This window comes from Pedobacter nutrimenti (genome assembly GCF_032678445.1).
GTDB classification, from domain to species: domain Bacteria; phylum Bacteroidota; class Bacteroidia; order Sphingobacteriales; family Sphingobacteriaceae; genus Pedobacter; species Pedobacter nutrimenti_A.
On record NZ_JAVTSQ010000004.1, the window covers coordinates 362,355 to 387,892 of the forward strand.

Below are 25,538 nucleotides of genomic sequence, written 5' to 3' on the forward strand. Positions count from 1 at the left end.
TGTACTATATAAAAGAAAGGAAATTTATGTCACAATTTGTTTTGCACAGAGCTGATACCAGGGGCCATGCCAATCATGGATGGTTAGATGCGCATCATACATTTAGTTTTGCTAATTATTATAATCCTGAAAGAATGAATTTTGGGGTTTTAAGGGTGCTGAATGACGATATTATTGATGGCGGGAGAGGTTTCGGTACACATCCTCATGATAACATGGAGATTATTACGATTCCTTTAACAGGAGCACTGGCACATGAGGACAGTTTAGGTAGCTCCTCTACAATTCAGCATGGAGATGTGCAGGTGATGAGCGCCGGTACAGGTGTATATCATAGTGAGTATAATGCAAATAAAGGTGAAGCGGTCAACTTGCTGCAGATCTGGTTGTTTCCAAATGCAAAAAATGTAGCGCCTCGTTATGGTCAGATTACATTGAATGTAGAGGAAAGACACAATAATTTTCAGCAAATTCTATCGCCAGATCCGGATGATGCCGGGGTATGGATCCACCAGGATGCCTGGTTCTCACTGGGTAAATTTGATGAGGGTTTTGAAACCACTTATAAGATCAAAAAAAGTGGAAACGGTGTTTATGCCTTTGTTATTAATGGTGAGGTCACTATAGATGGTCAGGTTTTGAATAAAAGAGATGGGTTGGGTGTTTGGGATACTGAATCCATTCAATTTAAAGCGAACACAGCTGGAGCTGAAGTATTGCTAATGGATATCCCGATGAATATATAATATGTAAATTTAGCCCCCACAGCCTTTAACTGCGGGGGCTTTTTATTTTAGACGATGATGCTTACAATTCTATATATTGGCAGGGATGCACAAATTACCGCGACCGTGGGCCGGTTGTTAAATGCAAGAGAAGAATGGACAGGTTTAACTGCTTGTTCTGATGAAGAGGCTTTGGCCATTTGTTCAGAACAGGTGATCGATCTGGTGTTATTGGGAAATGGGATTTTGGATGGTGAGGAACAGGAACTCCGAAAACGCTTACTTCAAATCCATCCGTCTTTGAAGATTATTCAGCATTATGGGGGCGGTAGCGGATTGCTTTATGGTGAAATCATGGCGGCGATTTAGCTTCCCGCCGTTATTCTTTATATCGCATACTGTTTTGCCAAAATACAGTAATTTAAATTCACCCGAATTGCAGACCTTCATGCCTATAGAATATATTTATAACTTATGGTGCGTTATTTTTTAGTGCTGGTTTTTATGTTGTCTGCTGTCTGGGCGAAATCTGAAGTTCCAAAACAGCTTAAGGAGGTGTTTGTTTCGGTAAATGGGAGTGATCATAATTCTGGCACTATAAGATCTCCATACAAATCTTTATCTAAAGCTTTATTTGTCTGTCAGAGCCTTAAAGGTACGGATGTAAGGATTTTACTGAGGTCCGGGACCTATTATTTGGATAAAACTATTCTTTTGAATTCAAAGGACTTGAAGTGCAGATCTTTAAAGATGGAAAGTTATGCACAGGAAAAGGTGGTGATTAGTGCGGGCCGGAAGCTCGATCTGAACTGGGAACCTTTTCGGGATGGAATATATCAGGCGAAAGTACCTGCGGGCATGGTATTTGAACGTCTTTATATCAACGGAATGGTGCAGCAAATGGCCAGATATCCAAATTACGATCCAAAAGCAAGGGTTTTTAATGGTACGGCGAGCGATGCTATTGACTCAAAAAGGGTGCAGGGTTGGAAAAATCCTACCGGAGGATATGTCCATGCTTTACATGCTGGTGAATGGGGCAGCTGGGATTATCTCATTACAGGTAAAGATGAAAATGGAAAATTAAGTCTGGAAGGTGGGTGGCAAAACAACAGGCCCTCTGAGATGCACAAACAGTACCGCTTTGTAGAGAATATTATGGAGGAGCTGGACTATCCTGGAGAATGGTATCTGGATAGAAAAAATGAAACACTGTTTTATTATCCGGGTGGTAATGTGAATTTGAAAACAGTGCTTGTACAGGTATCTCATCTTAAAAACAGTATTGAATTGAAAGGGAGTTTATCGCAACCTGTTCGGAATGTGGAATTGAAAGGATTGACTTTTGAGCATAACGAACGGAGCTTTATGGATACTAAAGAGCCTTTGCTGAGGAGTGACTGGACCATATATCGTGGTGGTGCGGTTCTTTTTGATGGTACCGCAAATTGTAAAATAACGAATTGCAGTTTTACCGGTTTGGGTGGAAATGCGATTATGTTGAGTAATTATAATCTGAAAGACAGTGTTACAGGTTGTTATGTGGCTCATATAGGTGCGAGTGCAGTGTGTTTTGTAGGAAATAAAAGTGCTGTGCGTTCTCCGCTTTTTAATTATAATGAATCACTGACTTATGATAAAATTGACAAAACACCCGGTCCGCTTAATAACGATTATCCGCAGGATTGTGTGGTTGATAATAATCTGTTTCATCACTTAGGCGAAATTGAAAAGCAAGCGACCGGTGTGGAAATTGATATGTCTTCTTCGATTACGGTCAGTCATAACAGCATTTACAATACACCTAGAGCCGGAATTAATATTGGTGATGGTTGCTGGGGAGGGCATGTCATTGCTTTTAATGACGTGTTTAATACGGTTCAGGAAACTGGAGACCATGGCGCATTTAATTCTTGGGGAAGGGATCGTTTCTGGAATCCTGACAGAGGATATATGGACAGTATTGTAAAAGTCCATCCGGAACTGATCTTGCTTGATGCCAGAAAGCCGGTCTTGATGCATAACAACCGTTTCCGCTGCGATCACGGCTGGGACATTGACCTGGATGATGGTTCTTCGAATTATCATATTTACAACAATATATGTTTAAATGGAGGTTTAAAATTGCGGGAAGGCTTTTACCGGGTTGTCCAAAACAACATCATCATCAACAATTCTTTCCATCCGCATGTGTGGTTTGAAAATAGCGGAGACGTGTTTGAGCGCAATATTGTGACGAAAAATTATTTTCCAATCCGGATTAAGGATTGGGGTAAAAGGATAGATTATAATGTGTTTTTTAATGCAGCCGATCTCGGTCAGGCACAAAATTCAGGTACAGACAGGCATAGTATTTCGGGAGATGTCAGGTTTAAAAATGCAGATAAAGGAGATTATACTTTAATGCCGAATTCGCCTGCACTGGCTGTAGGTTTCAAGAATATACCTATGAATCAGTTTGGTGTTCAAAAAGCATCCTTGAAGAAAATTGCACTGCAGCCGGAAATTTCTCCGCTTTTGCAGACGTCTGGTTCCGCTGACGGTTTCGCCGTTATTCCGTTTCTTGGAGGGGAAATTAAATCGGTGAACGGGTTGGGAGACCGATCCGTGTACGGGCTTCCTGATGAGAAGGGTGTCATTATCGTTCGTGCCGGCAAAAATAGTTTGCTTTCTCAATCTGGTCTTCAGGATAAAGATGTGATCCGGGCTGTGGCCGGGAAGGAGATGGTCACTGTACAGGATTTACAGGAGGTAGTTGAGTCGCAGAAACGAAAACCTTCTGTTGCTATAGAAATTATGCGGAATCAGAAAGTGAGGGAGCTTGTACTGAAATTGAAATAAGCCAGACCTTTCATCAAGTCCGGCTTATTTTAACGGTATGTTTATTTTTTCAGGACTTTTAACAGTTCCTTTGCGGCTTCTTCTGATGAAGCTGGATTTTGCCCGGTAATCAGCAGGCCGTCTTTTAGAACATAGGATCCCCAATCGGCTCCTTTGCTATAGGTGCCGCCAAGTTTTTTCAGTTCATCTTCAACTAAAAATGGCACAACATCTGTTAATTGAACGGCAGCTTCTTCACTGTTGGAGAAGCCCGTTACTTGTTTTCCTTTAACTAAAGGATCGCCATCAGTCCCTTTTACTTTGATCAACACGCCCGGAGCGTGGCATACAAAGGCAATTGGTTTTTCCTGATGGTTGAAAGCTTCAATCAGCTGGATCGAATTGGGGTCAATTGCAAGGTCCCAAAGCGGCCCGTGGCCACCTGGATAGAAAACAGCATCATAATCTTCAGCTTTTACTTCGCTTAGTTTTACGGTATGGGCTAGTTTTTCTTTTAATACCTGATCCTTGTCAAATCTATGCGTTGCTGCTGTTTGAAAATCGGGCAATTCACTTTTGGGGTCAATGGGTGGCTGACCTCCTTTTGGTGATGCGATGGTGAGTTCAGCACCAGCATCGGCCAATACATAATAAGGGGCAGCAAACTCTTCTACCCAGAAGCCTGTTTTTTCGCCTGTATTGCCCAGGTCGCTATGTGATGTTAAGACAATCAGTATTTTCATAATTATTTTCATTTATTTAACTATACTACAATCTTTGTTTGATTTTGTTGATCAAAGTTAAACAGGTATGCAGAAATAGCAGTTGAGTGAACACACAAAAAAACTGTGATCTGGATCACATCCTTAGTGATTGAGCCTGCTGAGACTTTCGCGCGAAACACCCAGATACGAGGCCAGTAATGTTTTAGGGATGCGCTGCAGGAGGGAAGAGTTTAATTGCAGTAAACGATCATATCGTTCCTGAGGATTTTTAAAGAGCAGAAGCCGGATCCGTTGCTGTAATGCAATATAGCCGCCACCGGTTTTTTTAAGAAAGAAATTAGAAATCTCATGAATTTCCCGGCAAAGTTTTTCCCGGTTTTCATAAGACAATACATAGACCTCGCAATCTTCAATGCAGTCAATATTTAAGCTAGCCGGGGTTTTATTGACCAGTGCATGGTAGTCAGAGATCCACCAGTCTTCCATGGCAAATTGCAGAATATGTTCCCGTCCGTTTTCATCAATATAAAATGACTTCAGCAAACCCTTGATTACCCAGAATTCATTTTCTATTTTGTTGTCCTGCTGAACCAGGTATTGATGTTTTTTGAATTTCCGATAAGTGAAATGTGAGAAAACGTAGTCAAATACTTCATCTGAAATGGGAATTATTTTTTCAAAATGTGCTTTGAGCAACTGTTTCATCAGGGATGCTAATTTTTAGATCGGGATTGCAATTATAAGGGAAATAACGCTAAGCTTTTCATTTGTCTACCCTTTTATTTAGATTTTTCATCTTTTTTAGAAGCTTAATGAGATAGTTTTGACTAACGCTCAATAACCAAATTTCAAATCTATTCCTCAAACTAACCAAACCACATGAAAAAAAATGTACTCCTCTCTAGTTATTACCTGGTCAATTCACTGCCTTTTAAAGTAAGCGACTAAAAAACAAAAAGACTCGTATTGTTTGCCCTGCTTTCTCCAAAGCCAGGGACTGCTCAACGGCGAATAATAATCGCCGTAAGGGGATAATACGTTCAAAAATTAATTAAACCTAACCAAACCATTTCTAATTAATGAAACTCATTATGAAACAAGACACGAGATGCTTGTTCAAAAAGATTGGCCTATGCCTGGCCAGTTTTGGAGGGCTTGTTTTGTCTGCATCAGCACAACAAACTGATAGTACAAGAGTAGCTCACTTACGCGACTCTTTAAGAACGGTACTTAAAACTTCGCACCCTTTCCAACTTCCTGATAAAGATGTGCCTGTCCTATTCGGAAATCAGAAAAAAGGACAATTGCTGCAGTCTTACGGGATTGTTGGCGGAGAAGAATTGGAAAGCTTTCCCGCTGCAGAACTCATGAGTTCTTTATATGGTAAACTTGCAGGTCTATATCTTGTTCAAACTTCTTCTGAACCAGGTTCGGATAAACCCAGTCTTCTTTTGAGGGGAAGAAATCCTCTGGTTATTATAGATGGAGTGCCTCGTTCCTTCACCAGTATAGACCCCGAACAGATTGCCTCTGTTTCTGTGATCAAAGATGCATTAGGAACGGCCATCTACGGAATGAGGGCTGCAGACGGCGTATTGCTGATCCAGACAAAAAGAGGTGCCAATGCACCAAGGAAAATCAGTTTTACCAGCCAGTATGCCCTTCAAGAACAGATCAAAACGCCAAAGTTTTTGAATTCATATGATTACGCCACATTATTTAATGAAGCTCTGGCAAATGATGGAAAACAACCTGCTTATGGTGCATCTGATTTAGATAAATACAGAACAGGATCCAGTCCTTTTACACACCCGAACGAAGATTGGTATAAAAGGATTCTTAACAACACTGCTGCCATGCAGCGTTACAACATTAACATTGCCGGAGGAACATCTTCGACCAGGTATTTCGTCGATCTTGATTATTTAAATCAGCAGGGCTTTTTTAATGTAGACAATAACCTGAATACTTACCCAACCAACAACTATTTTAAGCGGTATACCTTTAGAAGTAATATCGATGTTGATTTGACCAAATCAACCTTTCTTTCTGTAAATTTATTTGGAAGAATAAGAAACGGAAACGAACCTGGTGCATCTACATTAGCTGTTTATAGTGGTTTGCTAAGCACTCCAAATAATGCCTATCCGGTGTTCAATGCCGATGGTTCCCTGGGGGGAAATTCGCAATATCCAAACAATCTTTACGGCCAGGCATTGAGGTCTGGTTATTTGCCCTCCAGCAATAGAAACCTCGGTGTTGATGTGTCTTTAAAACAGGATCTGGGGACAATAGTTAAGGGCTTATATGTTAAGGGGCTTGTTTCTTTAAATACCTATTATGATGAGCAGTTAGACAGAAGTAAAACATTTTCTGTTTATAATTTAAAGACTGATCCGGTAACCAACAAAACCTATTATCAAAAAATAGGTAATGACGGCACACAAAGTAATAGTTCTTCAACTTCCGGGCAAAACCGGCAAATTTATAGCCAGTTCGATCTTGGCTATGACCAAATATTCGGGAAAAATACCTTGAATTCATTGTTGTTGTATTCCAGAGACAGCTATGTTTCCGGAAGTGACTTGTCATTAGTCAATCAGGCTTTATCGGGAAGGGTTCAATACAATTACGATGGAAAGTACCTGGCCGAGGCAGCAGCGTCCTATATGGGGGTAGACCGTTACAGGCCTGGACATCAATGGGGCGTTTTTCCTGCTGTGGGCCTGGGTTGGAATTTGTCGTCGGAGGATTGGTTCAAAGCGGCCGGGACGAGGATCAGCCAGTTGAAAATCAGGACAAGTTATGGCCTGACCGGGAGTAATAGTAATGCCGGATATTTTATTTACAATCAGTTTTATAGTTCCGGGAATTCATTCTATTCTAAAAATCCTGCAACCAGTTCCGGTACAATTAATGAGTCGGCTTTGGCGGATCCAAATCTTACCTGGGAGAAAGCCCGGAAATTCAATATTGGTACAGACATCAGTCTGTTTAAGGATCAGTTATGGTTTTCCGCCGACTATTACAGCAACTTTTATTATGATCAGCTTCAAGACAGGGGAACTAATGGGAGTGCAATTATTGGCAATGCCCTTCCTCAGCAGAATATTGGTAAAAGACGCTATAATGGATTGGAACTCGCAGCAGGTTTTCAATCTAAAATCAATGATTTTAAATATTTCATTAGTGGAAATGTAAATTGGGGATCAAGTAAACTGATCTTTATTGATGAGCCTATCCGTAGAAATACATATGAGCAAAGAACTGGTTTGCCGGTTGGGCAGGTTTTTGGTTATGTTGCTGATGGTTTGTACAATTCTGCAGCGGAAATTCAATCTGGCCCTAAGGTAGAAGGATATAATCCGATTCCTGGCGATATCAGGTACAAAGACCTCAATCACGATGGTGTGATCAATATTTTTGATCAGACAGCATTGGGTTCTACCAAACCACTTCTTTTTTATGGACTGACTGCCGGATTTAATTATAAAGGCCTGGATTTCTCCATGACCATTAATGGTGTACAAAACCGAAGTGTATTGCTCATGGGGAACAATACTTTTGAATTTCAGCAAAATGCAACTGGCGGGTATGGACAAGCCATGGAACAACACCTGGATAGATGGACTCCGGCAACAGCGGCAACAGCCACTTATCCAAGGCTTAGTCTGGGCGTAAATACCAATAACCAGGCAGTTTCTTCCTACTGGATGAAGAACGGAAGCTATTTAAGGGTAAAAAATGTAGAGGTAGGCTATAGTTTGCCAGTTACATGGGTAAAAACCATTGGCTTAGCTGGTATCCGTGTATTTGCAAACGGATTAAACCTGTTGACGTTTACAGACCTGGAACGGGTTGATCCTGAAGCCATCAGTTGGGGCTACCCAAATCAAAGGGTTTTCAATTTTGGTGCAAACCTTAAATTCTAATTATATTCCAATGAAGATTATATATAAATATATTACAGTGATCAGTTGCATTTCGTTATTGATCAGTTGTTCAAAAAAATATGAAACGGAACCGATTAACAGGATCACCGAAGATTTGGTATTTGATCCTGTCGACAAGAATGCAGATTATGCACAGCAGTTTCTAAATGGTACTTATTTGTTGTTACCAGACTGGTACAACAGGATTGATGGTTCTTTTCTTGATGCAGGTACAGATGATGCGCTGGCTTCGAAGGATGGAAGTTCTATAGATAATTTTAGAAACGGACGAATATCGGCCAATGTATTGCCAGATAATACCTGGAGCAGAAATTATTCTGGTATCAGAAGAGCAAACCTTTTTCTGAGCAAAATAGATATTGTTCCTGCTCCTGCTGACCGCAAGGTACAATGGAAAGCAGAAGCTCGTTTTTTGAGGGCCTATTTCTATTTTGAATTGACCAAGAGGTGGGGAGGAGTTCCATTGTTAGGCGATAAAGTATTGAGTCTATCTGATCAATTGAATTATAAGAGAAATACGCTTCAAGAGTGTAATACTTACATACTTTCTGAACTGGAAAGTATAAAAAGTAGTTTATTGCCTGTTGCAATTACTGATGGCGACTGGGGGCGTGCAAATCAGGGGGCGGCAATGGCTTTGAAAGCCAGGGTTTTGTTGTATGCTGCAAGCCCCTTGAATAATCCAGGTAATGATCTTCAGAAGTGGTCTTTAGCTACTCAGGCAGCTAAAGACGTCATTAACCTGAACAATTATGCTCTGGCGACAGATTTTATTGCCTCTTTAAATGCCACACGTAATTCGGAGTTCATTTTTATCAGGGAGCAGGCGCTGAGCCAAAGCGTGGAGAATAACAATGGGCCGGTAGGTTATATTGTTGGTGCAGGAGCTACCAGCCCTTCACAGAACCTGGTTGACGCATTTTTAACGATTAACGGAAAGACAATAAACGAGAATGGTTCAGGATATGATTCCTCAAATCCTTATCTGAACCGCGACCCTCGTTTGGATGCGACCATCATGTACAACGGTAAAATGTGGCTGTCCAGACCTGTAGAAACTTTTGAAGGCGGGCAGGATAAACCAGGCGGGAACCGGATACAAACTAAAACAGGTTATTACCTGCGTAAGTTTATGGGCAAGTTTGAGAATTCTACCTCCTACAGTAATCAAGGGCATCATGTGATCCTCTTCAGATATGCTGAAATTCTATTGAATTATGCCGAGGCCCTGAATGAAAGCAGCGGGCCGGTACAGGAAGTGTACAACAGCCTTATTGCCATTAGAAAGAGAGCTGGTATTAAAGCTGGAGGAGACAATCAATATGGACTTCCTTCTGGCGCCAGTCAGTCTGCCATGCGCAGCCTGATCTGGAATGAAAGACGTATTGAACTGGCTTTTGAGGAGCATCGGTTCTGGGACTTGCGCAGATGGAAACTTGCGGAGAGCGTATTGAACCAGCCGGTTAAAGGGGTGAAAATTACAAAAAAACAGGATGGCTCCTTTACCTATTCTGTTTTTGACGCAGCCCCGTCTGTCTTTGATGCCTCAAAGATGTATTACAATCCAATTCCTTATTCAGAAATTCTAACCAATCCAAATATGGTGCAAAATCCAGGATGGTCTTTTTAACCGATTGAACCGCATTAAGATAGAAATATAATGAAAAGATATATTAGTATATTATTGTTTATGCTGCTAAGCTCGGCAGTATTTGCGCAAATGAGGTCTGTTAGAGGCCGCGTTATAGACAAAGAAGGGGTAACACTTGTTTCTGTGTCTGTATATGAGACTGGCAACCCTAAAAATATTGCCTTAACAGATGTGAATGGGGTTTTTACAATTAAGGTTCCTTTAAATAGCCAGAAATTGTCCTTTTCTTCCGTAGGTTATGTGAAGAAAACAATTACCTTAACCGCTGGTCAGGATGCGAATGTAACTTTAGAAAGTGACAACTCAAATCTCGACGAGGTGGTTGTTGTGGGTTTAACTACACAAAAGAAAATTACCAATACAGGGTCTGTAAGTACGGTAACCGGAAAGGAAATCAGACAGAGCCCGGCAGCCAGTATTCAGAATTCGCTGGTGGGCAGGTTACCTGGATTATTTCAGCAGCAAACGAGTGGACAGCCGGGTAAAGATGCTGCAAATATTTATATCCGGGGGATAAGTTCTTATGCTACCGGAGCCGTTAATAGACCCTTGGTAATTGTTGACGATGTAGAATACATGTATGAGCAGCTCAATCAGATAAGTTCCAATGAGGTAGAAAGCATTTCGATTTTAAAGGATGCTTCTTCTACTGCGATCTATGGGGTTAAAGGTGCAAACGGGGTAATTATTATCACGACCCGGAGAGGGGTGTCTGGAACACCAAAGATCACACTCCGTACAGATTTTGGTTTGCAGCTTCCTACCATACGCCGTAAAATTCTTCCAACGTTTGATGCCTTGACTTTATTAAAAGAACAAGCCGTGAATTCCGGGCAGGATCCCAATCTGGCTTATCCAGGCTTGATGACGCCGGAAGCACTGGAACATTTCAGACTGGGGGATGATCCTTACCATTATCCAAGTGTAAACTGGTATGATGAGGTGATGCGCAAAAGTACCATACAACAAAGTAATAATATAGATATTAATGGTGGAACGAAAACCTTAAGATATTTCGTTTCTCTGGGTAGTCTTTTTCAGAACGGATTACTTAAAGAAGTTCCGAAACAGGAGTCATTTAACAATAATTATTATTTAAAAAGATATAATATACGGTCTAACGTAGATATTGATGTGACGAAAACTTTGACATTAAAGCTGGACTTGTCTGCTCGTTTTAATGAAATCAATGAGCCGAATTTACCAGATGTGGTTCCCGGTGGAGCATTACCATTCTGGAGGAGGATCAGCAGTGGTATTCTGGCACCATGGAAGTATCCGGTTAAAAATGAAGATGGATCTTATGGCGGAAAAAAGGGTGAGTCTTTAAACCCTGTAGGTTTGCTGGAATATGGTGGTTATGAAAGGACCTACAGCAATGACTTGAATTTAAACCTGAATGCAGTACAAAAGCTGGATTTTGTTACGCAGGGTCTGTCTTTTAGAGGGATACTGGCTTATACCAATAACTTTTCTTTCCGGAGAGGACTGACCAGAGGTCGTTTCCCTGTTTATGATCATATTGCCGGTTCAGATGCACTTGATCCCGTTTTTCCAGATCTGATGAGACTGGAGCCTCTCACGGTTTCTACGGCATTTGACGCCAATAAAATTCCTTATCCATTCAGAAGGTTAAACTTACAGGGAATCCTTAGCTATAATCGTCAGTTTAGCCAGCATAATGTGTATGGATTGGTGCTGACCAACCGTTCTACAGAGATTTCGGGCGCAAGTGCGCCTGGTAACTTTCAGGGATATGCTTTAAGGATGGGGTATAATTTTGCCTCCAAATATCTGTTTGAAGTGAATGCCGGTTATAACGGCTCAGATCGCTTCCAGGCTAAAAATCGCTTCGGGCTGTTTCCGGCGATCAGTCTGGGCTGGAACCTGAGTGAAGAGAAGTTCTTTAAAAAGGCGCTACCCTTTATTAACTATATGAAGTTACGTGGGTCGTGGGGTATTGTAGGAAGTGATGATGTTGGAGGATACCGCTATATCTATGAGGAGGTGTATACAAGCGCAGACAAGAACAGCTATTATTTTGGCGATAACAATACCACGGTTCCTGGTATTGTACCCGGACAACTTGCGAATGAAGATGTGCGCTGGGAAAAGGAGCGGAAGATAGATATTGGTACGGATATCAAGATGTTTAACAGTAAGCTGGAGTTGACTTTGGATTATTTTGACCATCGCAGGTCTGACATTTTAACGGTAAGAGAAACTGTGCCAGCCTATTCTGGTTTAAGCCTGCCGCCTGTTAATATTGGTGTGGTGAGCAATAAGGGTTTTGAAGCGGAAATTACGCACCGGCACAGTATAAATGAGAATTTCCAATATTTTGTAAAGGGAAATATCTCTTTTGCAAAGAATAAAATCCTGTACAGGGATGAACCCCTGAATGCTGCGAATCCTCTACTAATGCGTACAGGCAGGCCAATCGGGCAAATCTATGGCTACACGTCAAATGGGTTTTATCGCGATGATGCGGATGTTGCCAACAGTCCGAAGGTGATTGGAAAAGTGGTTCAACCCGGAGATATAAAAATGGTAGACATTAACAATGATGGAAAAATAGATCAAGGGGATATCGGGCCTATTGGCTATCCTAACATTCCGCAGATCAATTATGGCTTTTCTCTGGGTACCAGCTATAAGAATTTTGATATTTCTGTATTGTTCCAGGGGGCTGCCCGTGGAAGTTTGAATGCTTCAACTATGCTTCAGATTGGTACGGTTAACGGGCTTCCATCGGCAATACATGAAAAAAGATGGACCCCGGAAACTAAGGACATTGCAGAGTATCCGCGACTGGGTGGGGTCAATTTTGATGCTTCAACTTTTTGGCTAAGGTCTACAAATTATTTGCGCTTAAAGAATGTGGAGCTGGGCTATCGTTTACCTGAGTCGCTGGTTAAACGTGTAAGACTGAGCAATGTCCGGATTTATGCTAATGCGCTGAACCTGATTACCTGGTTCAACCTGAGTATTTATGATATTGATCCGGAATCCGTAACGGGAACAGTGGAGGGGTATCAGAATTATCCTCAGCAAAAAGTGGTGAATTTTGGTGTACAGGTTGGCTTTTAATTAAATAGATATGAATACAAGATATGCTTTTCGGAAATACCTGCTGGTTTTTTTACCAGTAATTATGATTTATAGCTGTAAGAAGTCGGATAAAGGCTTTCTGGATAAAACTGATGTTGGTCAAATGAACCAGAATACGGTATTTGCAGACAGCTTACTTACTTTTCAATTCCTAAACGGGGTATATGCCGATCTTCCCACGACCTATTATATGGATAATGGGGTTACCGGTGGTGGGTTATGGTCTTATAGTGATGCCTCTGATGATTCTGAGTGCCGGTGGTCTGGTACTACGGCACAGGCGGCGCCGGCATTTAATTTGGCGCAATTTGCTAGTTTAGCCGATTTCTCCAGGTTTAAAAATCACTGGAATAGTGCGTTTACAAACATCAGAAGGGTTAATGTTTTTTTAGGGAATGTGGACAGATCTCCAATCTCTGCCGGAAGAAAGCAGAAACTGAAAGGAGAAGCCAGATTTTTGCGCGCTTACTATTATTATCATTTGCTTCGGAATTACAGCGGTTTACCTTTACTAGGAGATCGTCTGTTTGGTTTAACAGATGATTTTAATTTACCAAGATCAAGTTTTGCAGAGACGGTAAGCTATATATCGGCCGAGCTTGATGCCTGCAGTGGAATTTTGCCTTTGAACCAATTGCCGGAGGATTACGGAAGGCCAACCAAGGGCGCTGCGATGGCCTTGAAATCCAGGTTATTGCTGCTGGCTGCAAGCCCTTTGTTTAATGGGGAAAATCCGGCTACTGGCGGAGAACAGAAAAAGCTTGCTGGTTATGAGAATTTTGATGCAAATAGATGGAAACTGGCTGCAGATGCAGCAAAGGCAGTTATGGATCTGAATCTTTATCAACTTGTTGAAGACAATACCACCGCTAAAGGGTATGGCTTTTATAAAACGCTGACAGATAGGAAGAACTCTGAACAGATTTTCCAGATCATGATGAAGACCGGAAGATGGTATGAAGGTTATCTCTTACCTGTAACGCGGGGCGGACAGGCCTATTCTTATCCAACCCAGTCTCTGGTAGATGCTTATCCAATGGCCAATGGTAAAATGAAGGATGAAGCAGGATCGGGTTATTCGGAGTCTGATATGTATAAAAACAGAGATCCAAGATTTGGCTATACTATTTTATATAATCAGGCAACCTGGCTGGATAAAACAACCAATAAGCCAACTCCGGTAAACCTGTATTTTCAGGCAGCAGGAGATGGTCTGGGTACTTCAAACTCTACCAGAACAGGGTATTTGTTCAGGAAGTTCTGTAATGAGAATGCCGGAGGAAATTATGGTGTAACCAGCGATATTGGTCTTGTCTCCCTTCGGTATGCAGAGATCCTGCTCAATTATGCTGAAGCGGAAAATGAATTTCAGGGGCCAGGGGCACAGGTGTATGCTGCAGTAGAAGCTATACGCAGACGTGCGGGGCTGGATCCTTACCAGTTGCCTGGCGGGCTATCGAAGGAGGATATGAGACAAGTGATCAGAAATGAAAGGCGGGTAGAATTCGCATTTGAAGAGGCGCATCGTTTTTTTGATGTTAAGAGATGGAAGATTGCCGAGAAAGTGCTTAACGGCGATGCGATTGGTATGAGATGGGTTAAAAACGGGAACGCTTATACTGGTACACGTTTTGCTTTTGAGACACGGGTTTTCTTAAGTCCGCAAATGTATTATTTTCCAATACCGCAATCGGAAATTAATAAAAGTAGTCTGTTGATTCAGAACCCAGGCTGGTAAGACCTAGAAAAGTGGGTGACGAAAATACACCCACTTTTCTATTGAAATAGTTATTGAATAAAATTAATTTATCATGAAGAATACCTTATTGTTTTTAATCATGCTGTGCACAGGTAGTGGCTTCTTAAAAGGGCAGGACCGTAGTCAAATGAAACAGCTTATTGATGATCAGTTTCATTTTGCTGAAGAGCAATATAAAGTTCTGGCTAAAAATGTTCCTGCCGGAGTGATGCCTAAAACCTATTATGCTAAGAGCGGAAAGATAGAAACCAGTGATACAAAGTGGTGGTGCAGTGGTTTTTATCCGGGTTCATTGCTCTATATTTACGAATATACTGGAGATACAGCAATTTTGTCTGAGACCAAAAGACGACTTTCTATATTGGAGAAAGAGAAACACTACACTGGTAACCATGATTTAGGCTTTATGATGTTTTGCAGTTTTGGAAATGCATACAGAATTTTGAAGGACGAGAAATACAAAGCGGTCATTGATACCTCTGCGGGTTCACTGGCAACCAGGTATCATCCTGCTGCCGGGGTCATTCAATCCTGGAACTCCAGTAAAACCTGGAAAGGACCTGTGATTATTGATAATATGATGAACCTGGAGCTGTTGCTCTGGGCTAGTGCGCATGGTGGCGACTCAAAATATAAACAGATTGCCGTTTCTCATGCCAACAAAACCCTGAAGAATCATTTCAGATCTGATTACAGCTCCTACCATGTGGTAGATTATGATATGTTAACCGGAAAAGTGATCAGAAGAGGAACAGCGCAAGGTGCTGCAGATGAATCTGCCTGGAGCAGGGGCCAGGGATGGGCTTTGTATGGCTATACCATGATGTACCGTTTTACAAAGGATCAAAAATACCTGGACCAGGCTATCCATATTGCTGATTTTATCTTAAAGCATCCAAATCTGCCTGCTGATGGCATTCCCTACTGGGATTTTAATGCACCAGGTATTCCGGATACTTACAGAGATGTCTCTGCAGGAGCTGTCATTTCATCGGCTTTGCTGGAATTGGGGCAATATTCTACTGGAAGAAGCAAAGACAGGTTCGTTTCTGCCGCCAGAAAAATGATTGTCTCTCTGTCTTCAGGCCAATACCGCTCGAAGCCGGGAGAAAACGGTGGCTTTTTATTATTGCACAGTGTAGGTGCATTGCCTTTAAAATCTGAAGTAGATGTTCCCTTAACTTATGCAGACTATTATTTTCTGGAGGCTTTAGCCCGATATAAAAAATGGTATTTATAGATTGTTGTTTTTTAGCTCATTTATAAATTCGCGTGGTGTCTTTTCATATTGTTTTTTGAATTCCCTGCTGAAATATTTAGGATCATTAAACCCAATCAGATAAGAGATTTCTGAAATGGTATAGCTTTTTTGCTCTAAAAGCTGTACCGCTCTTTTTAAACGTATGGATTTGATAAAATCGTTTACAGACAGATCCGTGATTGCCCTGATTTTTTTATACAGGACCGGCTGGCTCATGCCGGTTTCTGAAGCCAGATCTGGCACTCCAAAGCTTTGCTCAGACATGTGTGCCTCTATATATTGAATCACTTTTGTAATGAAAGCCTGGTCTGTTGCCCCAATCTGGATATTCTGTGGTTGCAGGGTGATCTGCTGGCCATATTTTATGCGCATGAGGTCTCTGGAATGGATGAGGTTTTTAATGTTCAGTTCCAGGAGTTCCATGCTGAACGGCTTCATAATATAGGCATCAGCGCCAGTTTCCAGTCCAGTTACCTGATGGATATGGGAGGACCTGGCGGTGAGTAGGATGACAGGGATATGGCTTGTCCGTTCATCAGTCTTGAGTTTTCTGCAGAGTTCCAAACCATCCATGACGGGCATCATCACATCACAAATGATCAAATCCGGCAAGAGTTCTATAGCGGTTTCCCAGCCTTGTAAGCCATCAATACTTTCACTTACCTGGTAATGCTGACCGACAGATCCGGTAAGCATTTGTCTGATCTCTGCATTGTCTTCTATAATCAGGATATGTTCTTTATTAGGGATATCTTTTTTGCGGTCTTCCTCTGTTGAAGCTGGATTGGTGGTTACGTCGGGACTGAAAACGGGATAGGTTTCCCTGGTCACTGCAAATTCTTCAGATTTGAAATGTGTTTTTCCTTTTTTTAATTTAACTGTAAAACAAGTGTCGCCGGGGGTATGTGCTGTGGCAGGAATGCTCTCAATGTCTATTGTACCATGATGTGCTTGTACAATACTTTTGGAAAGTGCGAGCCCAATGCCCGACCCAATATGGCTGGAGTCCCGGTCGTCCACCTGGAAGAAACTACTGAAAAGCTTGTTCTGGTTCTCATAAGAAATGCCTGCGCCATTATCATGAACCTGAATTTCCACCTCGTCTGCATGCTCAATTATCCTTAGAGTAATGGTTCCAAGGTCTTTTGTGAATTTAAAGGCATTGCTCAACAGATTAAACAATACTTTTTCTAGTTGCTTTCTGTCAAAAAAGATCTCTATAGCATCTTTTGACGATTCAAAGTGGTAAGTAATGTTCTTTTCTATGGCCACATGCTGGAAGGCGAGGAAAATCTCTTTGCAAAAAATAATGATATTATCCGAGCTGACGTATAATTTCAAATGGCCTGTCTCTGCTTTTCTGAAATCCATGAGTTCGGTAATCAGGCGCATTAAGCGATCTGCGTTATTTTTGATAGGGATGATTTGCCTGCTGATCTCCAAATTATCCTGTGTGTTTTTGAGCAGATTTTCAAGAGGAGTGAGAATCAAGGTTAACGGTGTACGTATTTCGTGAGAAATATTAGTGAAAAAATCCAGCTTCATTTGCTGCAGGTCTACAGATCGTTTTAATAAGGCTTTAATGAAAAGGTACCTGACCACCAGGAATAGTATCACAGAAAAGATCAGCAGATAAGCACAGTAAGCCCACCAACTGGCCCATATGGGCGGGCGGATCTTTATTTTTATGCTTACAGAGCCCTTGCCAGGGATACCATCATTGTTTATGCCTTTAACCGTAAATACATATTCTCCGGGAGGAAGGTTGGTATAGGTTGCACTGGGTGTATGAACATAGGTCCAGTCCTTTTCATAGCCGTCTAATTTATAGGTATATCTGTTTTTATCTGATTTAATATAGTTTAAGAGTGCAAAACCAATAGTGAAATGATTCTGATCGTGAGCAAAAGTGATTTCTTTCTGGCTGTTGATGTCTTCTTTCAGCAATTTGTCTGGCCCATTAACGTCAACCGGCTGATTGAATAATTTTAATCCTGTAAATACAATAGGTGCAGCAGATTTATTGATCTCTATCTGATCTGGAAAGAAGGTAGTTAGGCCATTATACCCCCCAAAATAGAACTCACCTTTACTGTCTTTAAAGAAAGACCTGACATTGAATTCATTTCCGGCCAGACCGTCACTTCTGGTGTAGTTCCTGAATTTTCCTGTTTTAGGATCTAGTCTAGACAAACCGTTATCCGTACTGATCCATAAATTACCTGAATGGTCTTCTACTATGCCCAGTACATTGTTGTTTGATAAGCCGTCCTTTTCTGTATAGGTTTTAAAATGACTGGTTTTTGGGTTGTAGCGGCTGATGCCTTCAAAATGAGTCCCTATCCAAAGGTCGTCATTTTTACTTTGAGTAATGCAATTGATATAATCTGACTGCAACCGGCTGCTGTCGGCAGTATTTTTTAGAAAATAGGTCAGTTTCCGGGTTTGAGGGTCGTATTGGTGTAATCCCGCTGTGGTGCCTATCCATAATTTTCTTTGCCGGTCTTCAAAGAGGACTTGAATACCTTTGGTTTTTAGATTTTTTTCTAAGGGGCTCTTTACCGTATGTCCTGCATATTCTCCATTTGTTTTTTTCAGCAGGTTCAATCCTTCTAAGGAACCTATCCAGGTATTTCCATAACTATCCTCATAAATAGCAATAATTTCTGCCGTTCCAACATCATTCTTGTAATTTTTTACATTGACGATATGTCTGAAAGTCTTTGTCCGGGGGTCAAAGAAATTTAATCCGCCATGATGGGTACCAATCAGAAGATCGCCTTTTTTATTTCTGTAGATTGTTTTGACAAGGTTAGAGGTTAAGCTTGTATTGTCTGTAGGTTTATTCTTATAGTGCGTATAGGTTTGGGCAGAGCGGTTGTAATAATTTAACCCACCACCTTCTGTTCCGATCCATAAGTTATGCTGTTCATCTTCTACAATGGAACTGATCACATTACTGCTCAGACTGGAATGCTGTTTGTTGTTCTGCTGTACTTTAAATGCTGTAGAATAGGGGTAAGCAAAATTGACGCCCCCATAATAGGTGCCCACCCACATGGTTCCACTGATGTCCTGAAAGATGCTGTGGACGGAGTTTTGGGCAATACCCCATTTTAACTCAGGATCATGCTGGTAATTTGTGAAGCTTTTAGTCGCGGGATTCAATATACTTAAACCTTCCTGGGTGCCAATCCACAACATGCCATCATTTCTAAGTGCAATTGTGCGGATGTCGTTGTGAACAATTGAATTTTGGTCCTTATTGTTATGGGTAAAAGAAGTGAAAGTTTGATCATTATCGTGATAGAGATTGATTCCATTATCTGTTCCGATCCAGATATTTTGCTGCGTATCCATTGCAATACTGGTGATATAGCTTGAACTGATGCTGTTTGTTTTACCCTGCTGGTTTTGGAAAAGCTGGTACTGCATACGTCCATTTTCAAAATGTACTTTCATCAGACCATCTGTACTGCCTACCCAGAGAAATCCATGCTTGTCCATCAAAATAGCCGTTATTGAATTTTGGCTGGGGTGGGCCAGAGTATCCTTAAAGGAATACAGCTTAAAGGTGTTTGTTTTTCTATCTAGTTTATTCAGCCCTTTGAATGTACCAATCCATAGGTTTCTGTCCTTATCGTCGTATATGTACTCTATGGAATTGTTGCTAATGGCAGACTTATCTTTTGAATTGCTCAGGAACCGTATGAAACTATCTTTCTGACGGTCGTATTTGTTTAAGCCTTTACTTGTTCCTATCCAGAGGTCGCCTCTGGAATCTATATAGTTATATTGGATACTGCTGGAGGAAAGACTGCCGGGTACGGAAGGTATATTTCTATAGATCTTAAATTGATAACCATCATATCTGTTAAGGCCGTGTTTTGTTCCAAACCAGAGAAATTGTTGATTGTCCTGGCAAATGGCAAGCACCGAGTTTTGTGAAAGTCCATTTTCCAGGGTCAAATTGCTGAACTGAACCTCTTTTTGGGCATAGGCATGTAGCTGTACGAATACCATAAATAAAATCCAGGACAAATAGCTACAGCTCTTTTTAGCGAACATGATGATTGTGGTTTGATTGGGACTCTGAATATCCGAATAATCGAGTTGAATCGGAACAGAATCTTGCTTAATTCTTTCTAAATGTATGTTTTTTTTGATTTTTCTATCTTTTTCTTTTGAATAATCCTCTTTTTAAAAAAAATAATCTGACAGTTTTGGACAAATGAATCCAGCTCCCGGATGAAATTTCCATAACGATGAATATGAATAAAAATATAGCCTTTTTAACTTTGGCATTTTCCTTTTTTTGCTTAGCTGTGAGCGCGCAATCCAGATCAACTTTAAATTTTAACGGTGGCTGGAAATTCAAAAAAACAAACGAAAACGTGGTCGCAAAGACTGAATGGGAAAGTGTAAGTATACCACATACCTGGAATGCGGAAGATATGCAGCTGTCAAAAGATTTCTATGAGGGTGAAGGACAGTATAAAAAAGAGTTTGAGCTGGGCGAAGAATATAAAGATAAAAGGGTCTTTTTACGTTTTGAAGGGGTAGGGCAGGTTGCACAAGTCTATGTAAATGATAAACTGGTTGGTACGCATAAGGGATCTTATAGTGCTTTTTGTTTTGAGATCACTTATGCGGTTAAGCCTGGTTCAAAAAATACCGTTCTTGTTAAAGTTAACAACAAGGCCAGAAAAGATGTTATCCCCGTTAATCACTTTTTGTTTGGAATTTATGGGGGTATTTACAGGCCTGTAAGCTTAATTGTAACCAATAAGCTGAACATCAGTACCACAGATTACGCATCGCCAGGGATTTATTTAAGCCAGAAAGATGTATCTCCTAAATCTGCAGAGGTTAACCTGGCTATTAAGATAGAGAACAAACTTTCTGCTCCGCAGGAAATAACAATCAAAACGACGGTATACAATAAAGAAGGGAAATCTGTTCTGGCTAAAAGTACAGACGAGCGGGTAACGATGCAGGGGAGACAGCGCTTTGAACAGAATTTTACGGTGGAAAATCCTCATTTATGGCAAGGATTAGACGACCCTTATCTGTATAAAGTAGTTACCCAGATTCTTCAAAAGGGTCAGGTTATCGATGAAGTTGTACAGCCATTAGGTCTTAGAAAATTTGAATTTGCCGGAAAGAAAGGATTTTTCGTAAACGATAAGGCTTATCCTATGTATGGGGTTACCCGTCACCAGGACAGGTGGAAATATGGAAATGCATTAAGCAATTCGCAGCACAAGGAAGACCTGGATATGATCAGGGAAATGGGGGCAACCACCATTCGCTTTGCCCATTATCAGCAGGCAGAATATATCTATTCGCAATGTGATACAATGGGATTTGTGATCTGGGCCGAAATTCCTTTTGTAAATACCTATACTTCTGAAGAAGGGGATAATGCCAAGCAGCAATTGACCGAACTGATCCGTCAGAATTATAACCATCCGTCTATTTATGTTTGGGGATTGCATAATGAGGTGTATGGAAAAACACCTGCAGATTTTCCTGCCGCTTTGACCAGAGATCTTAATGAGATTGCTAAAATAGAAGATCCAGGCCGTTATACCGTAAGTGTGAGCGGCTATGGTGAGATGGAAAGACCAACAAACCTGAATGCGGATATTCAGGGAATGAACCGTTACTATGGCTGGTACGAAGGTAAAATTGGTGGGTTGGATAAATGGGCTGAAAGTCTGGAGCAAAAATATCCGGATAACAAAGTGGTTTTATCGGAATATGGCGCAGACGGGAATGTATTTCATCAGAAAGAGCAGGCCCTTCTGGGCGATACCTTTAATTATACTTTGCCCGCTTATCCTGAGAATTATGAAACAAAGACACACGAGATACAGTGGCCTATTATCGCGAAACACCCATATATCGTTGCTTCCTATTTATGGAATATGTTTGACTTTGCTACCCCTATGTGGGATAGAGGAGGAATGCCTGCACGAAATATGAAAGGCCTGGTTACTTTTGACCGCAAACTAAAAAAGGATGCTTTTTACTGGTACAAAGCAAACTGGAGCAAGGAACCTGTACTGTACATTACCGAGCGGAGAACAACTGAGCGTACGCAGCAGGCTACACAAGTTACAGTATATTCCAATACCGGACAGCCTGAGCTTTATCTGAATGGCAAGAAAATAACTGCTGCGCCACAAGTAGTTGATGTTCCAGTACATTATGTATTCGATCATATAGAACTAAAGAAAGGGAAGAATATGATTAAGACCAGAACCACAAAAGACGGGAAGAGTTATACTGACGAGGTGATCTGGAATTATAATGGCAAATAGATAAGGGATTTGCCATTAACCGGCCGTCATTTCGATTTTTCTACCTTTTTGCTTTGAATATTCATCTTTTTTAGCTGTTTAAAACAACATTTTTGATTATAACCAAATAGATTTCTAATTGTCAACTTAACTAACCAACCATATATGAAAAGAAGAAGACTACCAAAAGAATTATGGTGGCCGGTATCCAGGAAGTTCCTGGTGATGGTGCCATTACTTGCCTGTTTATCTCATGCAGAAGCATTTGCAGGCCCACTTGTAGCACAAATAGAGTTGAAACCGACAGCTCAACAAAATGTAAAAGGGATTGTGAGGGATGAAGAGGGTATGCCACTACCTGGAGTTAGTATTCTGGAAAAGGGAACCAAGAATGGGGCCAGCACCAACGGTCAGGGAGAATTTTCTATTACACTTAAAAATCCAAATGCTATATTAATGGTAAGTAGTATCGGTTATTTACCTCAGGAAGTCCCTGTGAAAGGAGGTACTGTAAATATTGTTCTGAAAGCGGATAAGAAAGCCCTGGATGAAGTTGTTGTGGTGGGGTATGGTACACAGAAGAAAAGCGATGTAACCGGATCTATCTCTTCGGTTCCAAAAGAGCGCCTGGATAACCTTCCGGTAACCAATGTTTTACAGGCTATGCAAGGTTCGGTTGCTGGTGTAAACATCAGTTCTTCCTCTAATGCCCCTGGAAAATCACCGGATTTTTTTATCAGGGGATTACATTCCATTACGGCAAGCAACAGTCCTCTAATTGTTTTGGATGGTATTCCATTCAGTGGTTCTTATAACGATATTAACAGTACCGACATACAGTCCATTGATGTACTTAAAGATGCATCCGCTACCGCAATTTATGGAACCCGTGGATCGAATGGCGTTGTTCTGATCACGACCAAGAGGGGAAAAACAGGTAAACCTGTAGTTGCCTATAGTACCTGGTTTGGCCTGGAAAATATAACTGGTGCAGCAAAGCCAATGAATGGCGCACAATACGCACAAAAGAATCTCGATTACACAGCACAAACCAATAAAGCATCTGCGCCTGTTCCCAATCAGTATGAAAAGGACAATTATGATAAGGGAATAGAGACTGACTGGTTAAAAGAGATTTCTCAACAAGGTTTTATCCAGAACCACGAACTTAATGTTTCGGGCGGTACGGAAGATGTAAAATATTATGTGTCAGGAAATTATACAAAGGAGAAAGGAGTATTGAAAGGATACCAGTATAGCCGATTCAGCGTACGTTCCAACCTTGATGCAAAAATTACCTCCTGGCTAACTGCAGGAACCAACCTGTTTTTTACTAATAATGATCAGGGAGGAGGAAAAGTAAATCTCTATATGGCGACTGTTATGAGTCCATACGGGCATTTGTACAACGCACAAGGAGATTATGAGGTATATCCGATGAATCCTGAACAGCTCTATACTAATCCACTGCTGGGGTTATATCAGCCAACACTAAATTTAACCAGGACCTTAAGCGGAAATGCCTATGCAGAGATAAAACCAGAGTTTATTAAAGGATTTAAGTACAGGCTGAATACCGCTTATACTTATAAACCCGATCGTACGGGAGATTATACTGGTCGTAAAACCGGAGATCTTCTTGGAACTGCAAGCTTAGCCAATGAGGAAGCTAAAAACTGGCTCGTTGAAAACATATTTGGTTACCAGAGAACTTTTGGAAAGCATAATTTAGATATAACTGGTCTATACAGTGCACAAAAAAATGATGATTTCAAATCCACCATTAGTGCAAACACTTTCATTAATGATATGCTCGATTTTAATAATATTGGTGCAGGTCAGAAACAGACTACAACCTCTAATTATTATGCCAGCACGCTGGTCTCTCAGATGCTTAGGATAAACTACGCTTATGACAGCCGGTACCTTTTGACATTAACTGCGAGACGAGACGGTTATTCGGGTTTTGGCAGCGATAATAAATATGGAACTTTTCCTTCCATCGCCTTGGGTTGGAATATAAATAATGAAAGCTTTTTAAAAGAAAGCAAAATAGTGAATTCACTAAAGCTTCGTCTATCTTATGGTGTTTCAGGTAACCAGGGAGTTTCTCCTTATAATACCTTAAGTACCCTGGCTACCGTCCCATATATTTATGATGGTGTGACTACGATTGGTGTAACACCAAGCAGGATCGGAAACAAGAATCTCAAATGGGAGAGCACAAAAGGATTCAACGCTGCTATAGATTTCTCTATCCTTTCCAACCGGATTTCTGGATCTTTAGAGACTTATTTTACCAATACTTATGATTTACTGCTATCCAGAAAAATACCAAATATAACAGGTTATACTTCGATTTTAGATAATGTAGGTAAAACTGCAAACAAAGGTTTTGAAGCTAGTATTACTTCCAGAAATATAGTACAGGAAGATTTTTCATGGGAAACTAATTTTAATTTCTCCTTAAATCGTAACAAAGTTAAATCTCTTTATGGAGATGGTAAAGATGACATTGTCAATAACCTTTTTATTGGCAAATCCCTGCAAGGAGTTTACGATTATAAATTAATTGGTGTTTGGCAAAAAGGCGATGATTTTAGTGTAGATCCATCTGCTAAACCTGGCGATTTGAAATTTCAGGATCTAAATAGCGATGGAAAAATCAATTCCCAAGACCGCACTTATCTCGGAACCCGTCTACCCAATTATATTGCTGGTATAACCAATACATTTAAATATAAGCACCTTTCCCTGAGTGTCTTTATCCAGACAGTGCAGGGTGTATTAAAGCCGAATACGATTTATGATTACCGGGATCAGCTTGGCAGAATCAATCTGCCTGCTAGCTATACCTATTGGACCCCAGAAAACAAAAGTAATACCAGCCCATCCCTGGCTTACACCAATTCAAGACAGTATACCTATCCGGTTGACGGATCATTTACCAGGATAAAGGATGCGACGCTGAGTTATGATTTTGCTGTCGAGAAACTCAATAAGTTTAAAATAAACAATCTGCGCGTTTATGTGAGTGGAAGGAACCTGGCTACGTTCTCTAAATGGTTGGGCTGGGATCCTGAGTCTGATCCTTATAAATATTATGATAACCAGGCAAGTACCTTTTATCCTCAGGTGCGAACTTTTGTAATGGGTATCAACATTGGTCTACAATAAATTTAAATGATAGCTTCATCACATATAAAAAACAACCCGAGCTTGCGAGCT

The 25,538-nt window shown here is 40.9% G+C and carries 13 protein-coding genes; 10 read left to right on the forward strand and 3 right to left on the reverse strand.

Annotated features, from left to right (window positions below; genetic code table 11):
• The first annotated feature begins 26 nt into the window (after positions 1-26).
• From R2S08_RS09075 to R2S08_RS09085, 3 genes are all read left to right on the forward strand, one after another.
• A complete protein-coding gene (locus R2S08_RS09075) occupies positions 27-746 on the forward strand; it encodes a pirin family protein (RefSeq protein ID WP_316834861.1) in 720 nt (239 codons plus the stop codon).
• A 54-nt stretch (positions 747-800) separates the two neighbouring features.
• Complete coding sequence (locus R2S08_RS09080; protein WP_316834862.1) at positions 801-1,094, forward strand: hypothetical protein; 294 nt, start codon at positions 801-803, stop codon at positions 1,092-1,094.
• A gap of 105 nt (positions 1,095-1,199) precedes the next feature.
• On the forward strand, positions 1,200-3,566 hold the full coding sequence (locus R2S08_RS09085; protein ID WP_316834863.1) for a PDZ domain-containing protein: 2,367 nt from the start codon (positions 1,200-1,202) through the stop codon (positions 3,564-3,566).
• A gap of 41 nt (positions 3,567-3,607) precedes the next feature.
• Here the strand turns inward: R2S08_RS09085 and R2S08_RS09090 are convergent, their stop codons facing one another.
• Together R2S08_RS09090 and R2S08_RS09095 are read right to left on the reverse strand one after the other, a co-directional pair.
• Positions 3,608-4,288 (reverse strand): type 1 glutamine amidotransferase domain-containing protein, encoded by a 681-nt coding sequence (locus R2S08_RS09090; protein ID WP_316834864.1) that lies wholly within the window; start codon positions 4,286-4,288, stop codon positions 3,608-3,610.
• A 123-nt stretch (positions 4,289-4,411) separates the two neighbouring features.
• Positions 4,412-4,975 (reverse strand): Crp/Fnr family transcriptional regulator, encoded by a 564-nt coding sequence (locus R2S08_RS09095; protein ID WP_316834865.1) that lies wholly within the window; start codon positions 4,973-4,975, stop codon positions 4,412-4,414.
• A gap of 386 nt (positions 4,976-5,361) precedes the next feature.
• Here R2S08_RS09095 and R2S08_RS09100 point away from each other — a divergent pair, with 386 nt between their 5' ends.
• The 5 genes from R2S08_RS09100 to R2S08_RS09120 all read left to right on the forward strand — a co-directional run bounded on the left by R2S08_RS09100 (position 5,362) and on the right by R2S08_RS09120 (position 15,984).
• Complete coding sequence (locus R2S08_RS09100) at positions 5,362-8,202, forward strand: SusC/RagA family TonB-linked outer membrane protein (protein WP_316834866.1); 2,841 nt, start codon at positions 5,362-5,364, stop codon at positions 8,200-8,202.
• A gap of 10 nt (positions 8,203-8,212) precedes the next feature.
• The gene (locus R2S08_RS09105) at positions 8,213-9,853 is read left to right on the forward strand and encodes a RagB/SusD family nutrient uptake outer membrane protein (protein ID WP_316834867.1); all 1,641 of its coding nucleotides are present in this window, start codon (positions 8,213-8,215) and stop codon (positions 9,851-9,853) included.
• Positions 9,854-9,883: 30 nt separating this feature from the next.
• Positions 9,884-12,964 carry a TonB-dependent receptor gene (locus R2S08_RS09110; RefSeq protein ID WP_316834868.1) on the forward strand — a complete coding sequence of 1,027 codons (3,081 nt, stop codon included), beginning with the start codon at positions 9,884-9,886 and terminating at the stop codon, positions 12,962-12,964.
• A gap of 10 nt (positions 12,965-12,974) precedes the next feature.
• Complete coding sequence (locus tag R2S08_RS09115; RefSeq protein WP_316834869.1) at positions 12,975-14,723, forward strand: RagB/SusD family nutrient uptake outer membrane protein; 1,749 nt, start codon at positions 12,975-12,977, stop codon at positions 14,721-14,723.
• Positions 14,724-14,796: 73 nt separating this feature from the next.
• Complete coding sequence (locus R2S08_RS09120; protein ID WP_316834870.1) at positions 14,797-15,984, forward strand: glycoside hydrolase family 88 protein; 1,188 nt, start codon at positions 14,797-14,799, stop codon at positions 15,982-15,984.
• Here the strand turns inward: R2S08_RS09120 and R2S08_RS09125 are convergent.
• Positions 15,979-20,073: a two-component regulator propeller domain-containing protein gene (locus R2S08_RS09125; RefSeq protein WP_316834871.1), complete on the reverse strand. Its 4,095-nt coding sequence runs from the start codon at positions 20,071-20,073 to the stop codon at positions 15,979-15,981. The two genes, R2S08_RS09120 and R2S08_RS09125, sit on opposite strands and share 6 nt — an antisense overlap.
• A 203-nt stretch (positions 20,074-20,276) precedes the next feature.
• On the opposite strand from R2S08_RS09125, the gene R2S08_RS09130 reads away from it, so the two are divergent.
• Both R2S08_RS09130 and R2S08_RS09135 read left to right on the forward strand, forming a co-directional pair.
• A complete protein-coding gene (locus R2S08_RS09130) occupies positions 20,277-22,331 on the forward strand; it encodes a glycoside hydrolase family 2 protein (RefSeq protein ID WP_316834872.1) in 2,055 nt (684 codons plus the stop codon).
• A gap of 144 nt (positions 22,332-22,475) precedes the next feature.
• Entirely contained in the window at positions 22,476-25,487 is a 3,012-nt protein-coding gene (locus tag R2S08_RS09135) for a TonB-dependent receptor (RefSeq protein ID WP_316834873.1), read from the forward strand.
• Positions 25,488-25,538 lie beyond the last annotated feature (51 nt).